Genomic DNA, 18,063 nt, shown 5'->3' on the forward strand with positions numbered 1-18,063 from the left:
ACTTATGCGTTAGCTGTAACCTCTGCTACCGCGCTCTCTCGGCGCTTCATGAGCGCTGTGCGGCGGACGACGCAAACCAGCTCGCCGCGCTGGTTGTAGCCACGGTGTTCGATCCCAACGATGCCGGTCTCCGGCCGGGAATTGGATACTCGCTTGTCCAGCGCTTCGGTTTCGACGCGCAAAGTGTCGCCGAAGAAGACCGGCTTCGGGAATTCGATGTCCCGGAATCCGAGGTTTCCCAGCGTGGTCCCGAGCGTGGTGTCCTGGACGGGTACCCCGGTGACCACTCCGAGCGTGAAGATGCTGTTGACGATCTGCTTGCCGTACATGCTTTGTGCTGCAAACTCGGCATCGAGGTGCAACGGCTGCACGTTCATGGTCAAGGTGGTGATCAGCAGGTTGTCCGTCTCCGTGACGGTCCTGGTAACTTCGTGGCGGATTACTTCGCCTACATGGAAGTCCTCGTAATACATTCCGGCCATGATCTGTCTCCTGTAGAAGTGGGTTGTTAGTTGCTGCCCGCGAAGGCGAGTGCCTCGCGGGCATGGTTGGCATGGGCGAGATCAATATGGTCTCCGCGGTAGGAGACGGCACCGTGCCCTTGGCGTTGGCCTTCTTCGAAGGCTTCTACGAGGCCCTCGTAGTACCCCCGCATGGTTGGCGACAAGCCGTAGGACTCGTTGGCCACAGGCGCGTGGGTGGGATGGATCAGCACCTGGCCGGTGTAGCCGAGGCCGTTATTGGCTTCCGCGAAGCGACGAAGTCCATCAATGTTGTTGACCTCTTGCCAGAGGCCCAAGACAATACTCCGCAGCCCTGCTGCACGGGCTGCCAAGACCACCTTGCTGCGCAGGTAGAGCGTTTCGTTGCCTTCCGCCGTCCAGCTGAAGCCAACTTCGCGGGAAACGTCAGCATCCTTGGCTGCCGCGGCCATGACACCGCCTACCCTGGGGCCGGCCAGGATCTCATCAACCTTGCTGATGGACGCAGCCGTTTCCAAGGACGGGATCAGTTCCACACTTCCCTTCGGCACGTTATGCAGCAATTCGGCCGCAGTGACCAACGCGTCGAAGCGCACTACGTCATCGCGAGAGAAGAGCTTGGGCAACAAGAAGCCTGTCAGGTTCCCGTGCGTGGTCGCTGCGATGTCCTGCCCAAAATGGACCGTGTCCAAAGCGTTCGGGCGAATGAGAATGCCTTTGTCGCCCGAGTACGTGCTCAGGGCGTCACGTGCGTTGTCCCGTGCCAGCACTTTGTCCGGTTCCGGAACCGAGTCCTCCAGATCAATGATGATGGCGTGGGCCTCCGAGGCCAGCGCTTTGTCGATCCAGCTTCGCTTATGGCCTGGGACGAAGAGGATTGAACGGTAAGGCTTCATTAATTGGCTCCTTCCAGAACGAGCTGGGTCAGCAGGGTTCCGGCTGCCATCGAGTCGCCCACGACGGCGTGGACGGGACCGACAATTCCGGCTGCAGGTGCTTGGATGGGGTTCTCCATCTTCATGGCTTCAAGGACGAAGAGAACATCTCCGGTGGCGACGGCCTGGCCTTCCTCCACATTGACCTTGATGATGGTCCCCTGCATGGGTGCTTTTACGCTTCCGTCAGAGGCCTTGCCCTTGCCTCGGGCCCGGTTGTTTCGCGGCCGCTGTCCGCCTGCTGCGGTTTCCTCGACGGGCGCCGCCCAAACCGGTCCGCCATTGGTCACTGCACCGGGGCGATCAGAGAACTGCGGAATGATGTAGAAGCGTCCGCCGACTTCAACCTCGTTGCGTGCCAACGACTCTTCCTCGGGTTCCTCCGAGAAATCCACAGTCTCTTCGAGCCAGCGGGTCGTGAACCGCGCTGCCTGGAAGTCCTCATGACGAACTACCTTGAGCGACGCCGGGACGGTCGTGGAAACACCTCGGACAAGAAGTCGCTCGAGGCCGTCTTCGAGCCTGGCCAGCGCCGTTTCCCGGTCCGGTCCATAGGCAATGAGCTTACCGATGAGACTGTCGTAGTAAGGGAGTACCTCATCACCGCTCATGTAACCAGTGTCGAAGCGAAGGCCTTCGCCCTCAGGAGGGGTGAGCTCCTCGATGAGCCCGGGCGCCGGAAGGAACCGTCCCCCGGCCACGTCTTCGGCGTTAATGCGCGCTTCGATAGCCGCGCCGCTCGGAGTTAGGCGGTCCCGGATGCTCAGTTCTTCACCCGCTGCTACGCGGATCTGCTCGGCGATGAGGTCAACATTGTGGACCATCTCAGTGACCGGGTGCTCCACTTGGATGCGGGTGTTCATTTCGAGGAAATAGAAGTTTTCTCCCTCCACCAGGAATTCCACGGTGCCAGCACCGGCGTAACCGACGTGCTGGGCGAGTCGGACAGCTGCGGCGCCCATGGCTGTCCGAAGTTCCGCCGAGAGGCCCGGCGCAGGCGACTCTTCAATCAGTTTCTGGTGACGACGCTGCACGGAGCAGTCCCTGTCACCAACGTAAACCGTATTGCCCAACTTATCTGCGAACACTTGCACCTCAACGTGGCGCGCGCTTGTGAGGTACCGCTCCAGGTAGACCTCGCCATTGCCGAATGCGGCCGTCGCTTCGCGAACTGCTGCGGCGACAGCTTCCTCTGCGTGCTCCTCGGACTCGACCAGGCGCATGCCACGGCCACCGCCACCCGCCGATGCCTTGACGAGGATTGGATAGCCATGCTGGGTGCCGAAGTTGATGACGTCTGCGGCGCCCGTGATTGCTTCCTTGGAGCCGGGGGCCAGCGGCACCTCAGCGGCGATGGCAACGGCCCTCGCCGCGACCTTCTCACCCATGGTGGAAATTGCCTCGGGACTCGGGCCGATAAACGCCAGTCCAGCATCCACGACAGCCTTCGCGAAGCCTGCATTCTCGGAAAGGAAGCCGTATCCCGGGTGGATGGCCTCCGCGCCGGTCTCGAGTGCAGCAGCGATGATGCGCTCGATGTTCAGGTAGTTTTCGCTCGCCGGGCCTGGCCCGAGGTCCACCGCTTGATCGGCTTCGCGCACGTGAAGGGATGCTGAATCAGCCTCGGAATGCACTGCAACTGACTGGATCCCGAGGGATCGGCAGCTCCGAATGACGCGGACAGCGATTTCGCCGCGGTTGGCGATCAGGATTTTGCTAAACATGGTTGTTCCTTGTCATGAAGAAGAAATAGCGGCGTCGGATTATCGGACTACGCAGCGATTGGCTGTTGCACCGAGCGTGTTGATGCTCGTTTCAAGCACGGATCCCGGCTCGAGGAATTCCTTGGGGATGCGGCCATCTCCCACACCTCCGGGAGTTCCGGTGAGGATGACGTCTCCAGGGCGCAGGGTGGTTATTGCCGAGATGTACTGAATAAGTGCCACGGGACCAAAAACCAGTTCCGAGGTGCGTGAATGCTGTTTGGTGTTGCCATCCACGCTGCAGCTGATGTCCAAGTCCGGCTCGTGTCCTGTCTCATCGGCCGTAACGAGGTACGGCCCAAGCGGCGTCGTCTGGTCAAAGGTCTTGCCCTGGAGCCATTCCGGTGTGCGCCGCTGGAAGTCACGTGCCGAGACGTCATTCGCCACAGCAAAACCCGCGACGGCATTCCGCGCCTGAGCTTCATCGGCACGGCTAACGCTGGAGCCAATGATGACCGCCAGTTCACCTTCCCAGTCGACGCTGGCGGAATTCGGCGGAAGAACAATGTCGTCGTTGGCCCCGACCAGGGAGTCAGCAAACTTGGCAAAGAGGGTGGGGTATTCGGGCAGTTCCCTGCCCATCTCCAAGATATGGTCCCGGTAATTCAAACCAACACAGATGATCTTGCCCGGGTTTGGAATAACGGGTGCGAAATCCGCTTCCTCAGGACTGATGGGTGCGCCGGCAACGTGGCTGGACCACTCCGGCGCCCCGGCTTGAAGCCAGGACCCGACATCCTTGAAGTCCAGCGGCAGCAATTTACCGCCGTCGACGACCGCAGCGCGTGTTCCGTTTTCGGTACGGATGGTTGCCAGCTTCATGCGCCCCACCCCAGATTCGTCTTCAGTTGGCTCTTCACCAGTTTTCCTGCGGCGGACCGAGGCAGTTCTTCAGGTCTCATGAACACCATCTTCTTGGGGATTTTGTACCCGGCGAGATGCTGGCGAAGGAACCCGGAGAGCTCGGCCGCGTCGGCCTGGACTCCGCTTCGCAGCACCACGACAGCGCGCACTTCCTCGTCCCATTTAGGGTCGGGTACACCAACAACGACGGCTTCCAAGACTGAGGGATGGAGGTGCAGAACCTGTTCGATCTCGGCCGAGTACACATTCTCGCCGCCCGTTTTGATCATTTCCTTCAGCCTGTCCCTGAAGTAGAAGTAGCCGCGTTCATCACGCGTCGCGAGGTCGCCTGTATGCAGCCAACCTCCACGCATCGCCTCAGCCGTTGCTTCAGGGCGCCCGTAGTATCCGGTCATCAGACCGGGTCCTCGCACACAGATCTCACCGAGCTCGCCGGCTGGGACTTCAAGCCCGTCCGGATCCTGCAACTGGGCCTCGACCAGGAGGTACTCGGTGCCGATGGACCCGTCCACCGCCGGGTCAAGCATGTCTGAGGGCTTGAGTCGAGTAACCATAGGCCCTGCCTCGGTCAGGCCATACCTGAAGTAGAGCTCGGCACCCGGCAGCATCTCGGTGAAAAGTTCCTTGTCCGGCATGCGGAGAAGACCGGCTCCGGTGTGAACGCTTTTGAGGTTCATACGGATGGCAGGATCCTGCAGCACTCCGCCGTCCATGAGCCTACGCATCATGTTGGGGATCATGAAAGTATTCGTGATAGCTTCGCGCCCTACCAGGTCAACGACCGACTCGTCGCTGAACTTCTCAGCAATGACGCTCGTGGCTCCGGCAATGAAATGCGGTACGAGCCAGCACAGGAGCGCCGCGGAGTGGAAGAGCGGAGTAACAATCAGGCCCCTCTCGTTCTCTCGGCTGCCTACGCCGCAGTCATACATCTCGTTAATCGCGTTTGCCAGCGCCGACTTGTGGGAAAGGACAACGCCCTTCGGCGTGCCCGTGCTCCCGCCCGTGTAAATAATGCACAGCGGCGATTCGGGGGTTGCCACGTCATCCAACGGCCCCGTACCAATCCGAAGCGAATCCATTTCGGTGCCTTGGCGGACAATGAACGGCAACTCGCCCGAGTTTTCGGAGATGATTGCCAAGGCCTGCTCGAGCAGCGGAAGGTGGGCTTCTTCCACCAGAATTACTCGCGCCTCTGTCTCCAAAATGCCCGCGGCAAGTTCGGCCGCCGCCCACCGCCAGTTATACGCGATGTAAACACCGCCGGCGGCAGCGACGCCAAAGAATGCCTCGGCGTTGAACACCGTGTTGCCAGCCAGGACGCCCACGCCGGTCCCTGCCTGGACCCCGGAGCCGCGCAGTCCCCTGGCCAGCTGCCAAGCCCTCTCCGCGGCCTCGCCAAACGTGACCCTTCCGTCGACCCCGACGAACGCTTCCCTTGCAGGATTGCGTCGACTGTTAAGGCGAATCCAGTCTCCAATAGTTCGCATCGTTGCCTCTCTGGAACGAAATTCAGCAAATCTTGGAAGTTGCCCACGATGGCAACCTCAGCTATACGAACAAGCGTACGTCCGAATGCTCACATTGGCAACGCCGCGAAGGTGTGTGGGCCTTCATGAAGTCGAATGCCCAACCCTGGCGTCGGCATTAGGGACATTGAGTTCGCGTAACGCGAATTTCGTGTAGATGCTGACGATTTCATCCAGGGTCATGCGCCCTCCGGGCTTGAACCACGACGCAACGTGTGTGGCCTGGGCGACGAAGCTGTACACGTGGATCCTCGCATCTGCCACGTCGGCGAGCCCTGCCGTGCCGGCTTCTTCGATCAGCTCTTGGAGAAGTAATTCGTACTCACTGCGCTTGGCGATCACTACATCGCGGGCGCCGTTGGAGAGCGAGCGAAGCTCTGTGTTGCCTATGAACACTTCTCGAGCCCGCTCCGCATGGAACCTGAGATGGGCGGCCAGCGCAGCCTGAAGCTTGGCCACTGCGTCACCCTCAACAGCGGCTGCCCTGCGGATGGAGTCCATAAGGTCATCCATGATCCCGCCCATGATCTGCAGCAGCAAGTGCTCCTTGCTGTCAATGTGATTGTAGAGACTTCCCACTTTTAGCCCGGCGGCGGCCGCGACCTGCCGCAGGCTTGTTGCGTCATAGCCCCTGTCGAAAAACAGCTTTGCGGCCTCTGCTCGAATTACGTCAGCGCTGTTTCGCTCACTTACCAGTGTCATCGCTTGCCACCCTTCTGTTTCACCGGGCCGGATTGGCCACTCGCCAGGCCGGCTCAAATTTGATCCGGTCGGGCACGTGTTGACTTTCGTCTCGCGAACTCGTTCACTGTTATGAACGTACGAACGATCGTACTCCTTCACAATGAGGTGTGTCTTGCTCGATCAACTATTTGAACCAGTGGTCCTTGGCGGCCAAACCCTTCCCAACCGCTTCGTGCTTCCTCCGCTCACCCGAAGCAGGGCTCAAGCGGACGGGGTGCCGACACCACTCATGGCTGAGTATTACGGACAAAGAGCAGGTGCTGGCCTGATCATCAGTGAGGGTACGGTTGTTTCACCCCAGGGCTCCGCCTACGCGCAGGTCCCGGGCCTCTACACCGAAGCTCAGGTCGAAGCCTGGCGACCCATTGTCTCGGCCGCTGGCTCGAAGGGCGCGGTCGTCTACGCCCAGCTGTGGCATGTCGGCCGTCAAGCGCATTCCTGCGTACAGCCTGACGGTTGCCCGCCGTGGGGCCCCTCCCCCATTGCCATTTCCGGATGGGAGTACCGCAGCCCGGATGGACCCGTTCCCTTCGAAGTGCCGCGGGAACTCAGTCACGAAGGCATCGCCGAAATCGTCGCTCAGTTCGCGGCCGCCGCACGCAACGCGGTCGCGGCCGGCTTCGATGGCGTTGAGCTCCATGCAGCAAATGGATACCTGTTTGATCAGTTCTTCAATTCCAGTTCCAACACGCGAACAGATCAATACGGCGGATCGATCGAGAACCGGCTCCGATTCCTTTACGAGGTTATTGAAGCCGTCAGCGAATCCGTCCCGGCAAACCGTATCGGAGTCCGGATCTCGCCCTCGTCAGATTGGATGGACGTCTCCGACCCGGACAAGCGGAGCCTCTACTCCGCACTTGTGCGCGGTATTAACGAACGCGGGCTGGCTTACCTCCACTTGGTTGAACCTGGAATCGCTGGTGCCGTGGATGCGCCGACCAGCGACGACGTGCTGCAGAGCGCGGAACTCAGTCAGCTCTTTGACGGCCCAGTCATCGTCACGGGCGGCCACACCCCCCAGACTGCAGCCTCGGCCGTGGGATCCGGAACGGCCGACCTTGTGGGCTTTGGACGCCTGTTCATCGCCAACCCAGACCTGCCACGCAGAATCAGGAATGGGGCAGATCTCACCGGGCTCCGCGAAGAAGGCCTCTATGCAGGCGGCCCGGCAGGCTACACCGACTACCCCGAACTGCAATCCGCCAACTGAACCTGACGAAAGATGAATCAAGACGTGAAGCCAAATCTGCATGCCTCCAACGATTCCGATGGCGCACTCAACGTGCTCATTACAGGGGCGGCTGGAGGCATGTGCCGTGGAATCAATAAACGCCTGGCAGTAGCCGGGCACACGCTGCTGTGCGTCGATTTGGATCTGGAGCGTTGCCAGGAAGCCGTTGACGAGCTTCGCTCTGAAGGGTTCGCCGCACATGCGTTCGCCGCGGACGTCACGCAACAGGACGACGTCGACCGCCTTCGGAACGACGTCAAAGAAACGGTCGGCGAGATTCATGCCCTCGTCAACGCTGCGGGAATCCTGGACCGGAAGATGCTTCTGGATCACGATGTGAAGTCCTTCTCGAAGGCCATAGACATAAACTTGGTGGGCCCGTTCGCCCTCATCAGAGCGTTCGCGGGGGACTTCTTAACGGCAAACTGGGGGCGGATCATCAATGTTTCGTCCATCGCGGGGACGACGGGCTACCCGTACCCCAGTTATGCAGCGTCCAAGGCGGGACTCTCGAACCTCACGCGTTCGCTGCTCATGGATTTTTGGGGCACAGGCATCACCGTTAACTCTGTATGCCCGGGCGTTGTTGACACCCCAATGGTCATTCAGGAAGTGCGCGATCAGGTTCCAACCAAAGTGCCCACAGGCAGGATCGTCGACCCGGACGAGATCGGCGCCCTCATAGCTTTCCTCCTGACCGAGGACGCGCGGAGCATCAACGGGGCGGACCTGGTTATCGACGGCGGTGCCACCCAGGTTTTCCGACTGTTTGACCCGGCTAAGAGCTGATCTGTGGAAATTACTGGAATAGCCCAACGCGAGGCTTGGCTCAAGAAAGTGATTCCGCCCGTGGAATGCGTGGCAGTCGGACTTTGGTCTGTGCCCGTTGTATTCCCTCGGAACCCCATGCGTTACACGCTGGCCTATGTCCTTGTCGACGGCGATGATTGTCTGGTCATCGACCCCGGCTTCGACAGTCCTCAAGGCCGGCTGGACCTCCAAGCCGGCCTCGGGGCCGCCGGCGTGGGCGTCAAAAATGTCACCGGAATCCTGGCGACCCATTTCCACACGGACCATCTGGGCATGGCCCGCTGGCTCAGGCAAATGTCCGGAGCGGAGGTTATTTTAGGCAGGGCTGAGAAACGGTACATCTCAGCCTTTGAAGACCCCGCAGATGAAAGCGCAGCCGATCGTGGCCGCATGCGGACATGGGGTGTGCCGGAAGACCGGATCCACGAGGCGGCCTTGGATGTGGCCGGACTGATGCATTTGAAACGGCTTGCGGACGCAGACCTCCGGGTGGGCGACGGTGATTTGGTGCCCGCATCCGCAAACAAGCTCACCGTTGTGGAAACGCCCGGCCACACCCCAGGACACATCTGCCTCCGGGACGAGAGCCGCGGGGTTTTCATCAGCGGCGATCATGTCCTTCCCCGGATCTCGCCGAATGTCTCCTTGGAAATGCGCGGTGATACAGACCCCCTCCGCAGCTGCCTGGAGTCACTTGAGCGTATCGAGATGGACGATGACTTCGAAGTGCTTCCCGCCCACGAATACCGCTTCAACGGGCTCGCTCAACGTGCCCGTGAGCTCAAGTCCTTGGCCCTCGGCAGGTCTGCCGAAGTACTGGCATTGATCCAGGCGCAGCAGAACCCCACCGTATGGAGCGTCGCGGAAAGCCTGCGTTGGTCGAGGGGATTCCAATCTTTGGGTGGCCTCCAACTACGGCTCGCCCTGAGCGAAACAGCAGCGCACCTTCAATATCTCCGCACGGCCGGCAGCAAACATGACGTGGAAGGGTTGCCGCAGCATCAGGTGGTTGGCTGAGCCAATTTCCAACATGGAGAAATTCGGTCTCGCCCTGCCCACCGCATCCGGCTGCTCATCACATTGAAAGGAATGAAGAAATGACACACATTCGGCAAATCACGCTTCTGCAGAGGAAATCAGGCTTGTCCCGGGAAGAATTCCAGCGATATTGGCTGGAAGTCCACGCCCCGCTCGTACGGCAGCTTCCGCACATCATTTCCTACACTCAGCATCACGTGACCGACATCTCAGGACGACAGGACTACCCACGACCCGATATCGAGGTGGACGGCATCGTGGAATTCGTGTTTGCAGGCCCGCTTGAAGTCTCAGAAGCCTTTTCCGGCCCGATAGGCCAAAAAGTGCTGGACGATGCCAAGAACTTCATCTCAGCCATGGTCGTACTCTCGGTGTCCAGCGTTCCAATCGTCAGTTGACCCTACTTTCCCTGCACCTGAGGCAAGCACCTGAGAGGGGGCAGGATGGGCTCCGAGAGTCAATCGGTGGTCCATCCGCTCCCTTTTTGTCTGCAGGTAGCGGATGTTTTGGTCCCTGACAGGGACCTCCGTGGGAACCATATCCACCACGTCCACGCCCGCGAGCGCCAGCCGGATACGTTTGTCTGGGTTGTTGCTTAGCAGGCGGATCTTCCGAAGGCCCATTTCCAAGAGAATCTGTGCTGCTGCCTCATAATTTCGCGCATCGACAGGCAGGCCGAGTTGTTCGTTGGCCTCGACAGTGTCAAACCCGGCCTCTTGCAGTGCATACGCCCTCATTTTGTTGGCGAGGCCTATGCCGCGGCCTTCCTGGCCTCGCAAGTAGAGCAGTGTGCCCCCTTGTTCGCCGATCAGGCCGAGCGCCAGATCCAATTGTTCCCCACAGTCACATCGGTATGACCCAAACACGTCACCGGTAAGGCATTCCGAGTGCAGCCTGACCAACGGTGCACTCCCCCGGGCCGGCTTACGCGAACTGACGGCAAGGTGTTCAGCGCCGGTCGTAGCGTCAGTCCATGCCTGGGCCCTAAAAAGGCCGAACGAAGTGGGCAGGTCTACCACGGGTCCACCATGAACTGGATGCGGTCCGCGGACGAACGGCACCCCTGCGCTTACTTCCAAAGCTGACATTGCCTTCCTCATTTCAGTGGCGGAACAGGCGCAATGGGTTCGTGCCCCTTTCGGACAAACCGCCTGATCCTCGTTGATCACCAAAGCTTGATTGTGCTGCGGGCTTGTGGTCGGGGTCCTCTACGCCGTTACCTCGGACCTGCTGCCCCGATGCGGAAGGACCGGGTCGAGGGACCCGGTCCTACCGCTGTTCATGCGCTGAGGTCGATTTCGTGCTCCTCAGCCAAGAACCACCTCATGTCATCGAGGAAATCGTGCTCATGCTCAAAGAGCAGCTTGGCCTCCTGGCCGGCGTACGCCTTCTTGACGTCCGCCACACTATCGAACCAGAGTTCAGCCATCCCGTTGAACGGCCACTCTTTGGCGTGTTCGATGGCGGGATTTTGCCGGTACCGCCTCAGCCCTGGCAGCTTTCGGACCAGGACCGGATGTTCAACGTTCCATTTATGGAGGAAGTCCTCCCGGCTCATGCCTGCTTTGGCGGTGAGCACTGCTACAACCTTGATCATCTGCCCACCTAGACCGGAGTGACGGCCTGGCGGCGCTCGACGGGCACCGCCTTGCGTCGACCGTACAGATCCAACCGAACCATCAGGTCTGCTCGCAATTCGTTGGCTGGAACAACCGCCTCGACGGCGTTCGCATTGGCGATCTTGAACACGTCAATACCCTCGGCATACTCGTTGTGCTTTTCCATGATGAACGCCTGCCGCTCCACTGGATCCGAGATCTCGTGGATCTGGTTGTAGTAGATGCCGTTGACCGCCGCATCCGGCCCCATCAGGGCGGGGCGGGCCGTGGGCAGCGCGATGACAGCGTCCGGATTCATCGGGGCACCGGACATGGCGAGGTAACCGCCGCCGTAGGCCTTGCGTACCAGCACAGTAATGCGGGGAACGCGGCACTCGGACACCGCGAAGATCATCTTCGCGCCGTGGCGGATGATGCCTTGCCGTTCGACGGCGGATCCGATCATGTACCCGGCGATATCCACCAAGAAGAGGATGGGGATGTTGTAGGCATTGCAGATCCAAATAAAGCGCGCCGCTTTGTCGGACGAGTCAGGGAAGATGGAGCCGCCCATGTGCTTGGGCTGATTTCCGACGAGACCAACGGGGCGGCCGCCGATCCGGGCGAATCCGGTCAGCATCTCGGGAGCAAACAGTTCCTTGTAGGGGAACCAGCTGCCCTCGTCGACCAGGGACTCGACGAACTCTTCCATGTCGAACACCTCCGCCTCGCGTAGTGGAACGATTTCCTGTAGCGTCCGTCCCGGCCGCGGCTCAACTGCTGGAGCGACTGGAGCTGGCTGCTCCCAGTTGGCGGGCAGGAAACTGAGCCATACGCGGATGGCGGCAATGGCTTCTGCATCGTCTTCGACGAGGACATCGCCGAGCCCGGAAACAGTGCAGTGCATTTCAGCCCCGCCCATTTCCTCCAGCGTTACCTTCTCGCCCGTTACCATCTCAGCGAGTCGGGGGGAACCCAGGTAGGCGGTCGCGTGGCCACGAACCATGATGGTCATGTCACAGAGCGCAGGCACGTACGCTGAGCCGGCCGGGGATGGGCCAAACAGCGCGCAGATCTGAGGGACGCGACCAGAAATCTGGACCTGGTTGTAGAAGATATTGCCCCAAGCGTGGCGGCCTGCGAAACTCTCAAACTGCTCGTCAATGCGGGCTCCGGCGGAATCGAACAGGTAGATAAGCGGGATTCCGGCCGCATTGGATTTCTCCTGCGCAGCCGTGATCTTTTCGAACGTCCTGTTTCCCCAAGTGCCGGCCTTGACGCTGAAGTCATTTGCAATGACGCAGACCTGGCGGCCATCCACCCGTCCAAATGCGATGACGACAGCGTCTCCAGGCAACCCGTCTTCGAACCGGGCGAGAAGCCCGTCCTCAACATACTCATTGTCATCAAACAGCAGGGCGAGACGGTCGCGAACCAGCAGTTTCCCGGATTCAACGATCTTCTTGCGGTTCTTCTCTGAACCGCCAAGTTTCGCCTCGGCGAGCTTCTCCTGGAGAAGTTCGTGCACGGTCGCTGCGTCGAGAGCCGCCGTCGGCGTCTCGGCTTCCGTGATCGTGGTGGTGCTCATATAAGGCCTCCAGTTGAAACAGCAGATAAATACTTACGTCTAACTAGTATACGAACAAGCGCTCGCTCGTCTAGTCATCTGCACGAAAATCTCCGAAGTGCCTACGGCGCCTCGTGGGCCCCAGTGGCTTGTCGATCACAAGCCGGAAGGCCGCCCTGAAGTTCAGGGCGGCCTTCCACTGCGAGAATCAACCTTCAGGACTTGTAGTCAATCGCCAAGTCGGCAACGTCCTGGTCGGCGAGGTTGACAACGATGTTGTCGGGCGTGCGAGTCGTCATCCAGACCAACTCCTCGGTCTTGCTGGCATTCCCTTCGATATGCGGCATGAACGGCGGCACAAATACGAAGTCCCCCTCCTCAAGGTAGACAATTTCGCTATAGCGTTCGCCGTAGCGAATGAAGCCACGCCCCTTGAATACGTAGCCTCCGGTTTGGGCCTCGCCGTGGTGGTGCGGATCGGAGATCTCGCCGGGCCCGGTGTACACCTTGCCGAACCACAGTCTGTCCGCAGCGCTATTCTCCTTGCTTACGCCAGAGATGCGTCGTGCGTTCTGCGTCTGCCCTGGGGCGGCCTGCAGATCAGCGGCTCGGTGAACGCGGAAGATGTCCGTGTTCTTGTTGATATCGAAGGCGACGTCTGTCATCGCTCGTCCTTTCAAGTGGCGTCGGTGGCACGTTCTTGGATCGTCCTTGCTAGCTTCGAACGTCCTCTAGGCAAGTATCCAGCTCAACATCACCAAGGTCAATACAAGCGTTTGTTCGTTAACTCGTCGATCTCGTTTGGTTGCACTACTCGATGTATGGTTGACACCGAATTGAACCTCTACAGTCGCGTGCAGCTGTCCAGCAACCGGCGTGGAAGGAGACAGCATGAAGATTGGTGACCTATCCGAAGCCACCGGAGTTTCGACGAGGCTCCTGCGCTATTACGAGGAGCAGGATCTCCTGCACCCGAAGAGGACTTCCAACGGCTACCGGTGCTATCCGGACAGCGCAGTCGACGTTGTCCTGCAGATTCGCTCCCTCCTTCAGGCTGGGCTGCCCACCGAAGTCATCCGTTGTGCCCTTCCTTGCCTGGACGGCCAAGACATTGATGTTTCCGCGGAACCCGATGGCCCATTGGCGACCCGGCTTCGGAAGGAACTGGCGAGCATCGACGAAAGAATTGACTCGTTGACGCGCCACCGTGACAGGATTGAGAAGTTTCTGTCGTCAGCGGCTTAGTTCTCCGAATCCGTCATGATCCAGCCAAGGCGGTAGTCAAAATAGGAGATTCGCCACACGCCCCGCTCCCGGCGTAGGTCAAGCTTGTAATGCGCTCCATAGATGTCACGGCCTTCGGGTGTTTGTGGCCGTTGCGGCATCACCCTGCCAATGACCATATGGGCGGTTGTTTCGTCTTCAGCCACCTCGATGCTCAGAGGTCGGCCGAAATGTTGCATCCAGGGCCATTGGCGACGGAATTCCTTCTGTTGCCCGATGATTTCGTGGCGACCGTCCCGGTGGCCCATCGGCGGGAATTCCCCAAAAGCGTCGTGGGTGTAGCAGTCCTGCAGAAGGTGGATATCTCCCTGATCGATGGCCCAGGCGTAACGGGTGTAGGCGTCCGCAACTTGCTGAACGGCGTCCACAGAGGGGAGAGTTGACATTCCCCTGGCCCAAGGGGAATCCAGTTCACTGACGATTGTGGGCGTGGGGTCGCCTAGCTTCCATCCTTGGCTGGAGGGTATTCTCCACTTCGCGAATTTACTCGTCTCACCATCAATCCAGGGGATCGAGAGCTTCAGGTCGTCGAATTTCCAACCATGTTCGTCGGGTGTGAGCTCTCCTACGAGAGTTCCTCCAAAAACGCCGCGTGCGACCGAGAGTTCGTTAGCAGACTGGCCGAACACGTATGCCGTGACCATGACGTGTTTCTCGCTACCGGCCACATACACATTGGTCATAGTGAGCCGAAACGGCGTGGCAATCCCAAAATCGGCACCAAGAAGGTCGGCGATGCTGTTGCGCTCCGTAAGGTCGCCGTGGGCGCTACTACGCAAAGAGGCCGTGGGGTGAAATGCCACGCCAAGCGACTCTCTATCCCCGGTAGCCCATCCGGCTAAGAACGATTCCAGGACGGCTACTACTTCCGTTCTAATGGTCATAACTATCTCCGTAATGTTTATCTGATGCCGTTGCATCCCATGGCTTTGAAGGCCCTTGCCACTCGAGCGGAAGGCAGGGTCTAAGATGCGCTGTGCGTGCCGAAAGCCCCGCGCCAGTAAGTCAACGGCGAGCCCTGCCCAAGAGAGGTTTCTTCGATGTCCACAAGGACCAGCGCGTGGTCCCCGGCCGGCCGGATATCTGACACACGGCCCGCCATCCATATATGAAGCCCCGGAAGGCGGGGCACGCCGGCCGTGAGCGTCCATTGGATACCCGCAAATTTGTCCGTGCTCTTGACCGCGAAACGCCGGGCGAACTCGCGTTGATCCGAGGCCAGCACGTTTACGCCGATCGGGCTGCCAACGCTGAGAGAGGAAAGCAAGTTCGATGCGGCGTCCAAGGAGACCAGGAGCATTGGCGGAGCCAAGGACAGCGATAGGAACGCGCTAACCGTGCTTCCGTGGGCTGTGCCTGCGCATAACGATGTAACAACTGACACCGGCGTCGCCACTCGTGCCATTGCCGCCCGGAAGTTGTCTGCACTGACGCGCCGACGCGTAATTCCCGTAACCGGAGTGTCTCCGCGGCACGGCTCGCTACCTTCGGAAGGGCGGGCGACCTGGGCCTTGTAGCGTGTTTCGCTCAAGACCTGCTCCTCATGTCGCTATTCGTCTCGTCGTCCTGGGTCGTCTGGCGGCGTAGCGGCGCGGTGCGCTCCAGTGCGGGGAAGGCGGCATCGCCGTCGTCGTGGAATCTCCACCACGCTGTATAGACGTTCCCTTCGGAGGTACCAACTGTCAGGAAGGCGTCGTAAACCCTGGAGAGTTCCGGCGCCGGTGCCCACACGCCGACGTTCGAACCGGCCGACAAGGCAAGGTGTAAAGCATCTGTTGCCGCTTGGCTGGTCAGTTGCCCGCTCAAGGCTGCGTGCACGAATCCGAGAACCCGATGTTCGGCCCAGGTTGGGGCATATTCCTTGCGGGCATTGGGCAGAATCGGGGTCTTGTCGAGCGCCAGAAAGTGTGGTTGGTCATTTGCGAAGGAAATGACCGTTTCATAGCTGATGATCGATCCGCTTACACCACCGTGCGCCGTTGTGGCCTGGTAAGCAACCACGAAATCGAGCTTGCCCACTTCGCCCTCACCGTCCGTCCACGTGGAATGGATGATTCTGTGTGAGCTGATCTCCTCGGGCACAGCTCCGAACCACCGCTCCAACTCCGCGCGCCCATGAGCGAAACAAACCTGCCCTCGACGGCCAGTCAACTGGACGTCCTTTGCAAAAAGGCCAAGGTGCTCCTCGACGTTTCCTGCAGGAGTTTCAAGGAACGCGAACCATCGGTGAGCTAACGAGAGAGCTGCGTGGAATTTGTCTGATGTCCTGATCATGCTTGCGCGACCGCTCCCAGCTCGTTGACGGCCAGTTCGGCCGCGAGGGATTCCAGGGCGGCAAGCCGGCGGTGCTCGCCAGGCATCATTGGGTTGACCATTACTTCGTCCGTCCCGTAGCCATCGGCTAGTTCTCTTAGGGATTGAACGACTTGAGCAGCCGTGCCCGCAATGACGCGGCCTTCGTTGCGTTCGCGGGCGGACAGCTCACTTGGACTCCATGCGTGTTCCCTCGTCCTCTCCAGCGACGGTATCCGTGAAAACGGGGAAGCGCTCTCAGCATGTGCAAGCCAGAGATGGAAAGCGGCCGTCAGGTCATTTACTTCGGCCGCGTCCTGACCCACCACAATAAAGACGGCAGCTATTACGGCTGGTTCGGTCAGGAACGAACCAGGGCGGAAGTCCCGCCGGTATTGCTCAACGGCTCTCGGACCCCGGGCACTGGGGTTGATGAAGTGAGCAAACGTGAACCCGATCCCGTTCGCTGCGGCCAGCTCCGCCGTCGTTCCACTTGCTCCAAGTACCCAAGGGAGCGGCAACGATTCAGCGTCCGGCGATGCCGATACGCCTACGTATTTCGATGACGATCCGTGCTCGCCCGTGACAAAGCCCAAAAGATCGGCAACCTTCGTCGGGTAAGGCAGCTGTCCCGACTTCTCGTCATTTAGGGCGGCGCTCAACCTCGCGTTTGCCCCCGGGGCGCGACCAAATCCCAGATCAATACGGCCCGGATTCAATGCTTCCAGCGTCTTGAAGTTCTCTGCGACCTTCACGCTGCTGTAATGCGGAAGCATCACGCCGCCTGAGCCTACGCGGATTCGCGAAGTTGCCGAAGCGAGGTGCCCAATCAGGACCTCCGGCGAAACGCTCGCCAGCGCCTCAATACCATGGTGCTCCGAGACCCAAAAGCGCGAGTAATTCAGCCGCTCGGCAGTCTGTACAAGCCGCGTCGACGCCCTTAGTGCGCGCGAAGGTGTCGCCCCCTCATCAATAGGTGCGTAATCCAAGACGCCCAGTTTCAACTTCTCTCCTTACATCACAGATTTCATCGCGAACGGTCACCACGGTAAACCTTGCCATCCGTGTGAAGGTCAAATCCGAGTGGGGTTTATTCGCTGGTTACCCACCTATGCTCTGGGATGCCAGTTCGCCTCCTCCGGCGTCGCCAGCAACCGACTTGCCTTCACATTGATGTCAAGGTCTACGGTTCATCTCCGGACGCCAGTCCTTCCCTTGTGCACCGAACAATGCCGCGAATCAGAATTCGCGACTGCACACTTCAGTGCCTGCACCACTACGAGAAGAGGCATCATGGAACATATCGAGAGGCTTCTGGCCATCGAAGAGATCAAGAATCTCAGGATCAAATACGCGCATTTACTCGATACGAACAATGTCAATTTGCTCAGCGACTTGTTCACAGCCGACGCGATCTGCGATGCCGGGCAGGGCACCTGGCAGGGGCGTGAAGCGATTGCGGAGGGTATGCGCGCGGCTTTTGCCGAGTACGACACGGCGAACACGGGGTTATACCCCTTCCACCATGTGATCACCAATCATTGGATCGAGTTCATGAGCCCGGACAGCGCTGAGGGTCGTTCCTACCTCGTGGATCTCCAGACCGACCCGGCCAGGGATCGCTGGATCCTTCTTGGCTCGTATGTCGACGAGTATCGCCGCGAGGGCGGGATTTGGCTCATTAGCCGCACGCGACTCGACGTCACATGGCCTCATCGATCGATCGGTGGCGGTCTGCCAGATGCGCAACTGGTGCTTCCCGCGCGCCAGTTGTGATCCTGCCGGTAATCTCCGGCCGGGCAGGAGGCGCGTTACGACTCGATCGCGCCTCCTGCCCGCAAGACGCCCCAGCGGCACTCGACCCGCCTTCACGACGTTGCTGCACTCCCGCGATTGACAGCCGGTGAGACGCGGGTAACATTG

At 59.8% G+C, this 18,063-nt stretch carries 20 protein-coding genes; 6 read left to right on the top strand and 14 right to left on the bottom strand.

Annotation, left to right across the window (positions count from 1 at the left end; translation table 11 throughout):
• Positions 1-2: 2 nt before the first annotated feature.
• The 6 genes from ACIQC5_RS10865 to ACIQC5_RS10890 all read right to left on the bottom strand — a co-directional run bounded on the left by ACIQC5_RS10865 (position 3) and on the right by ACIQC5_RS10890 (position 6,275).
• Positions 3-482, bottom strand: coding sequence for a MaoC family dehydratase (locus ACIQC5_RS10865; RefSeq protein WP_400281588.1), 480 nt, complete (start codon positions 480-482; stop codon positions 3-5).
• A 26-nt stretch (positions 483-508) separates the two neighbouring features.
• Positions 509-1,378 (bottom strand): HpcH/HpaI aldolase/citrate lyase family protein, encoded by an 870-nt coding sequence (locus ACIQC5_RS10870; RefSeq protein WP_400281591.1) that lies wholly within the window; start codon positions 1,376-1,378, stop codon positions 509-511.
• Positions 1,378-3,141, bottom strand: a complete 1,764-nt coding sequence (locus ACIQC5_RS10875; protein WP_400281594.1) for an acetyl-CoA carboxylase biotin carboxylase subunit — start codon at positions 3,139-3,141, stop codon at positions 1,378-1,380. The genes ACIQC5_RS10870 and ACIQC5_RS10875 overlap by 1 nt, the downstream gene beginning before the upstream one ends.
• Positions 3,142-3,180: 39 nt before the next feature.
• Entirely contained in the window at positions 3,181-4,002 is an 822-nt protein-coding gene (locus ACIQC5_RS10880) for a fumarylacetoacetate hydrolase family protein (protein ID WP_400281598.1), read from the bottom strand.
• On the bottom strand, positions 3,999-5,534 hold the full coding sequence (locus ACIQC5_RS10885; protein WP_400281601.1) for a class I adenylate-forming enzyme family protein: 1,536 nt from the start codon (positions 5,532-5,534) through the stop codon (positions 3,999-4,001). Before ACIQC5_RS10885 ends, ACIQC5_RS10880 begins: the two co-directional genes overlap by 4 nt.
• 123 nt (positions 5,535-5,657) lie before the next feature.
• The gene (locus tag ACIQC5_RS10890) at positions 5,658-6,275 is read right to left on the bottom strand and encodes a TetR/AcrR family transcriptional regulator (protein ID WP_400281604.1); all 618 of its coding nucleotides are present in this window, start codon (positions 6,273-6,275) and stop codon (positions 5,658-5,660) included.
• Positions 6,276-6,417: 142 nt separating this feature from the next.
• Between ACIQC5_RS10890 and ACIQC5_RS10895 the strand changes: the two genes are divergently transcribed.
• From ACIQC5_RS10895 to ACIQC5_RS10910, 4 genes are all read left to right on the top strand, one after another.
• The gene (locus ACIQC5_RS10895) at positions 6,418-7,530 is read left to right on the top strand and encodes an alkene reductase (RefSeq protein ID WP_400281607.1); all 1,113 of its coding nucleotides are present in this window, start codon (positions 6,418-6,420) and stop codon (positions 7,528-7,530) included.
• Positions 7,531-7,554: 24 nt separating this feature from the next.
• Positions 7,555-8,340 carry an SDR family NAD(P)-dependent oxidoreductase gene (locus ACIQC5_RS10900; RefSeq protein ID WP_400281610.1) on the top strand — a complete coding sequence of 262 codons (786 nt, stop codon included), beginning with the start codon at positions 7,555-7,557 and terminating at the stop codon, positions 8,338-8,340.
• 3 nt (positions 8,341-8,343) lie between these two features.
• Positions 8,344-9,378 (top strand): MBL fold metallo-hydrolase, encoded by a 1,035-nt coding sequence (locus tag ACIQC5_RS10905; protein ID WP_400281613.1) that lies wholly within the window; start codon positions 8,344-8,346, stop codon positions 9,376-9,378.
• Positions 9,379-9,458: 80 nt separating this feature from the next.
• Positions 9,459-9,797, top strand: a complete 339-nt coding sequence (locus ACIQC5_RS10910; RefSeq protein WP_400281616.1) for an EthD domain-containing protein — start codon at positions 9,459-9,461, stop codon at positions 9,795-9,797.
• Here the strand turns inward: ACIQC5_RS10910 and ribA are convergent.
• From ribA to ACIQC5_RS10930, 4 genes are all read right to left on the bottom strand, one after another.
• A complete protein-coding gene (ribA, locus tag ACIQC5_RS10915) occupies positions 9,750-10,487 on the bottom strand; it encodes a GTP cyclohydrolase II (RefSeq protein ID WP_400281722.1) in 738 nt (245 codons plus the stop codon). The genes ACIQC5_RS10910 and ribA overlap by 48 nt on opposite strands.
• 191 nt (positions 10,488-10,678) lie before the next feature.
• The gene (locus ACIQC5_RS10920) at positions 10,679-10,996 is read right to left on the bottom strand and encodes an EthD family reductase (protein WP_400281620.1); all 318 of its coding nucleotides are present in this window, start codon (positions 10,994-10,996) and stop codon (positions 10,679-10,681) included.
• An 8-nt stretch (positions 10,997-11,004) separates the two neighbouring features.
• Positions 11,005-12,585, bottom strand: a complete 1,581-nt coding sequence (locus tag ACIQC5_RS10925; RefSeq protein ID WP_400281622.1) for an acyl-CoA carboxylase subunit beta — start codon at positions 12,583-12,585, stop codon at positions 11,005-11,007.
• 194 nt (positions 12,586-12,779) lie between these two features.
• Positions 12,780-13,229: a cupin domain-containing protein gene (locus ACIQC5_RS10930; RefSeq protein WP_400281625.1), complete on the bottom strand. Its 450-nt coding sequence runs from the start codon at positions 13,227-13,229 to the stop codon at positions 12,780-12,782.
• A 226-nt stretch (positions 13,230-13,455) separates the two neighbouring features.
• Here ACIQC5_RS10930 and ACIQC5_RS10935 point away from each other — a divergent pair, with 226 nt between their 5' ends.
• Positions 13,456-13,809 (top strand): MerR family transcriptional regulator, encoded by a 354-nt coding sequence (locus ACIQC5_RS10935; protein WP_400281628.1) that lies wholly within the window; start codon positions 13,456-13,458, stop codon positions 13,807-13,809.
• Here the strand turns inward: ACIQC5_RS10935 and ACIQC5_RS10940 are convergent.
• The 4 genes from ACIQC5_RS10940 to ACIQC5_RS10955 form a co-directional block, all read right to left on the bottom strand.
• Positions 13,806-14,732, bottom strand: a complete 927-nt coding sequence (locus ACIQC5_RS10940) for a nuclear transport factor 2 family protein (RefSeq protein WP_400281631.1) — start codon at positions 14,730-14,732, stop codon at positions 13,806-13,808. The two genes, ACIQC5_RS10935 and ACIQC5_RS10940, sit on opposite strands and share 4 nt — an antisense overlap.
• 80 nt (positions 14,733-14,812) lie before the next feature.
• Entirely contained in the window at positions 14,813-15,379 is a 567-nt protein-coding gene (locus ACIQC5_RS10945; RefSeq protein WP_400281634.1) for a flavin reductase family protein, read from the bottom strand.
• Positions 15,376-16,122 (bottom strand): hypothetical protein, encoded by a 747-nt coding sequence (locus ACIQC5_RS10950; RefSeq protein ID WP_400281636.1) that lies wholly within the window; start codon positions 16,120-16,122, stop codon positions 15,376-15,378. The genes ACIQC5_RS10945 and ACIQC5_RS10950 overlap by 4 nt, the downstream gene beginning before the upstream one ends.
• Positions 16,119-17,144, bottom strand: coding sequence for an LLM class flavin-dependent oxidoreductase (locus tag ACIQC5_RS10955; RefSeq protein WP_400281639.1), 1,026 nt, complete (start codon positions 17,142-17,144; stop codon positions 16,119-16,121). Before ACIQC5_RS10955 ends, ACIQC5_RS10950 begins: the two co-directional genes overlap by 4 nt.
• A 289-nt stretch (positions 17,145-17,433) precedes the next feature.
• Here ACIQC5_RS10955 and ACIQC5_RS10960 point away from each other — a divergent pair, with 289 nt between their 5' ends.
• Positions 17,434-17,916, top strand: a complete 483-nt coding sequence (locus ACIQC5_RS10960; RefSeq protein WP_400281643.1) for a nuclear transport factor 2 family protein — start codon at positions 17,434-17,436, stop codon at positions 17,914-17,916.
• Positions 17,917-18,063: the final 147 nt, after the last annotated feature.

It is taken from the genome of Paenarthrobacter sp. NPDC092416 (assembly GCF_044755025.1).
Taxonomy (GTDB): Bacteria; Actinomycetota; Actinomycetes; order Actinomycetales; family Micrococcaceae; genus Arthrobacter.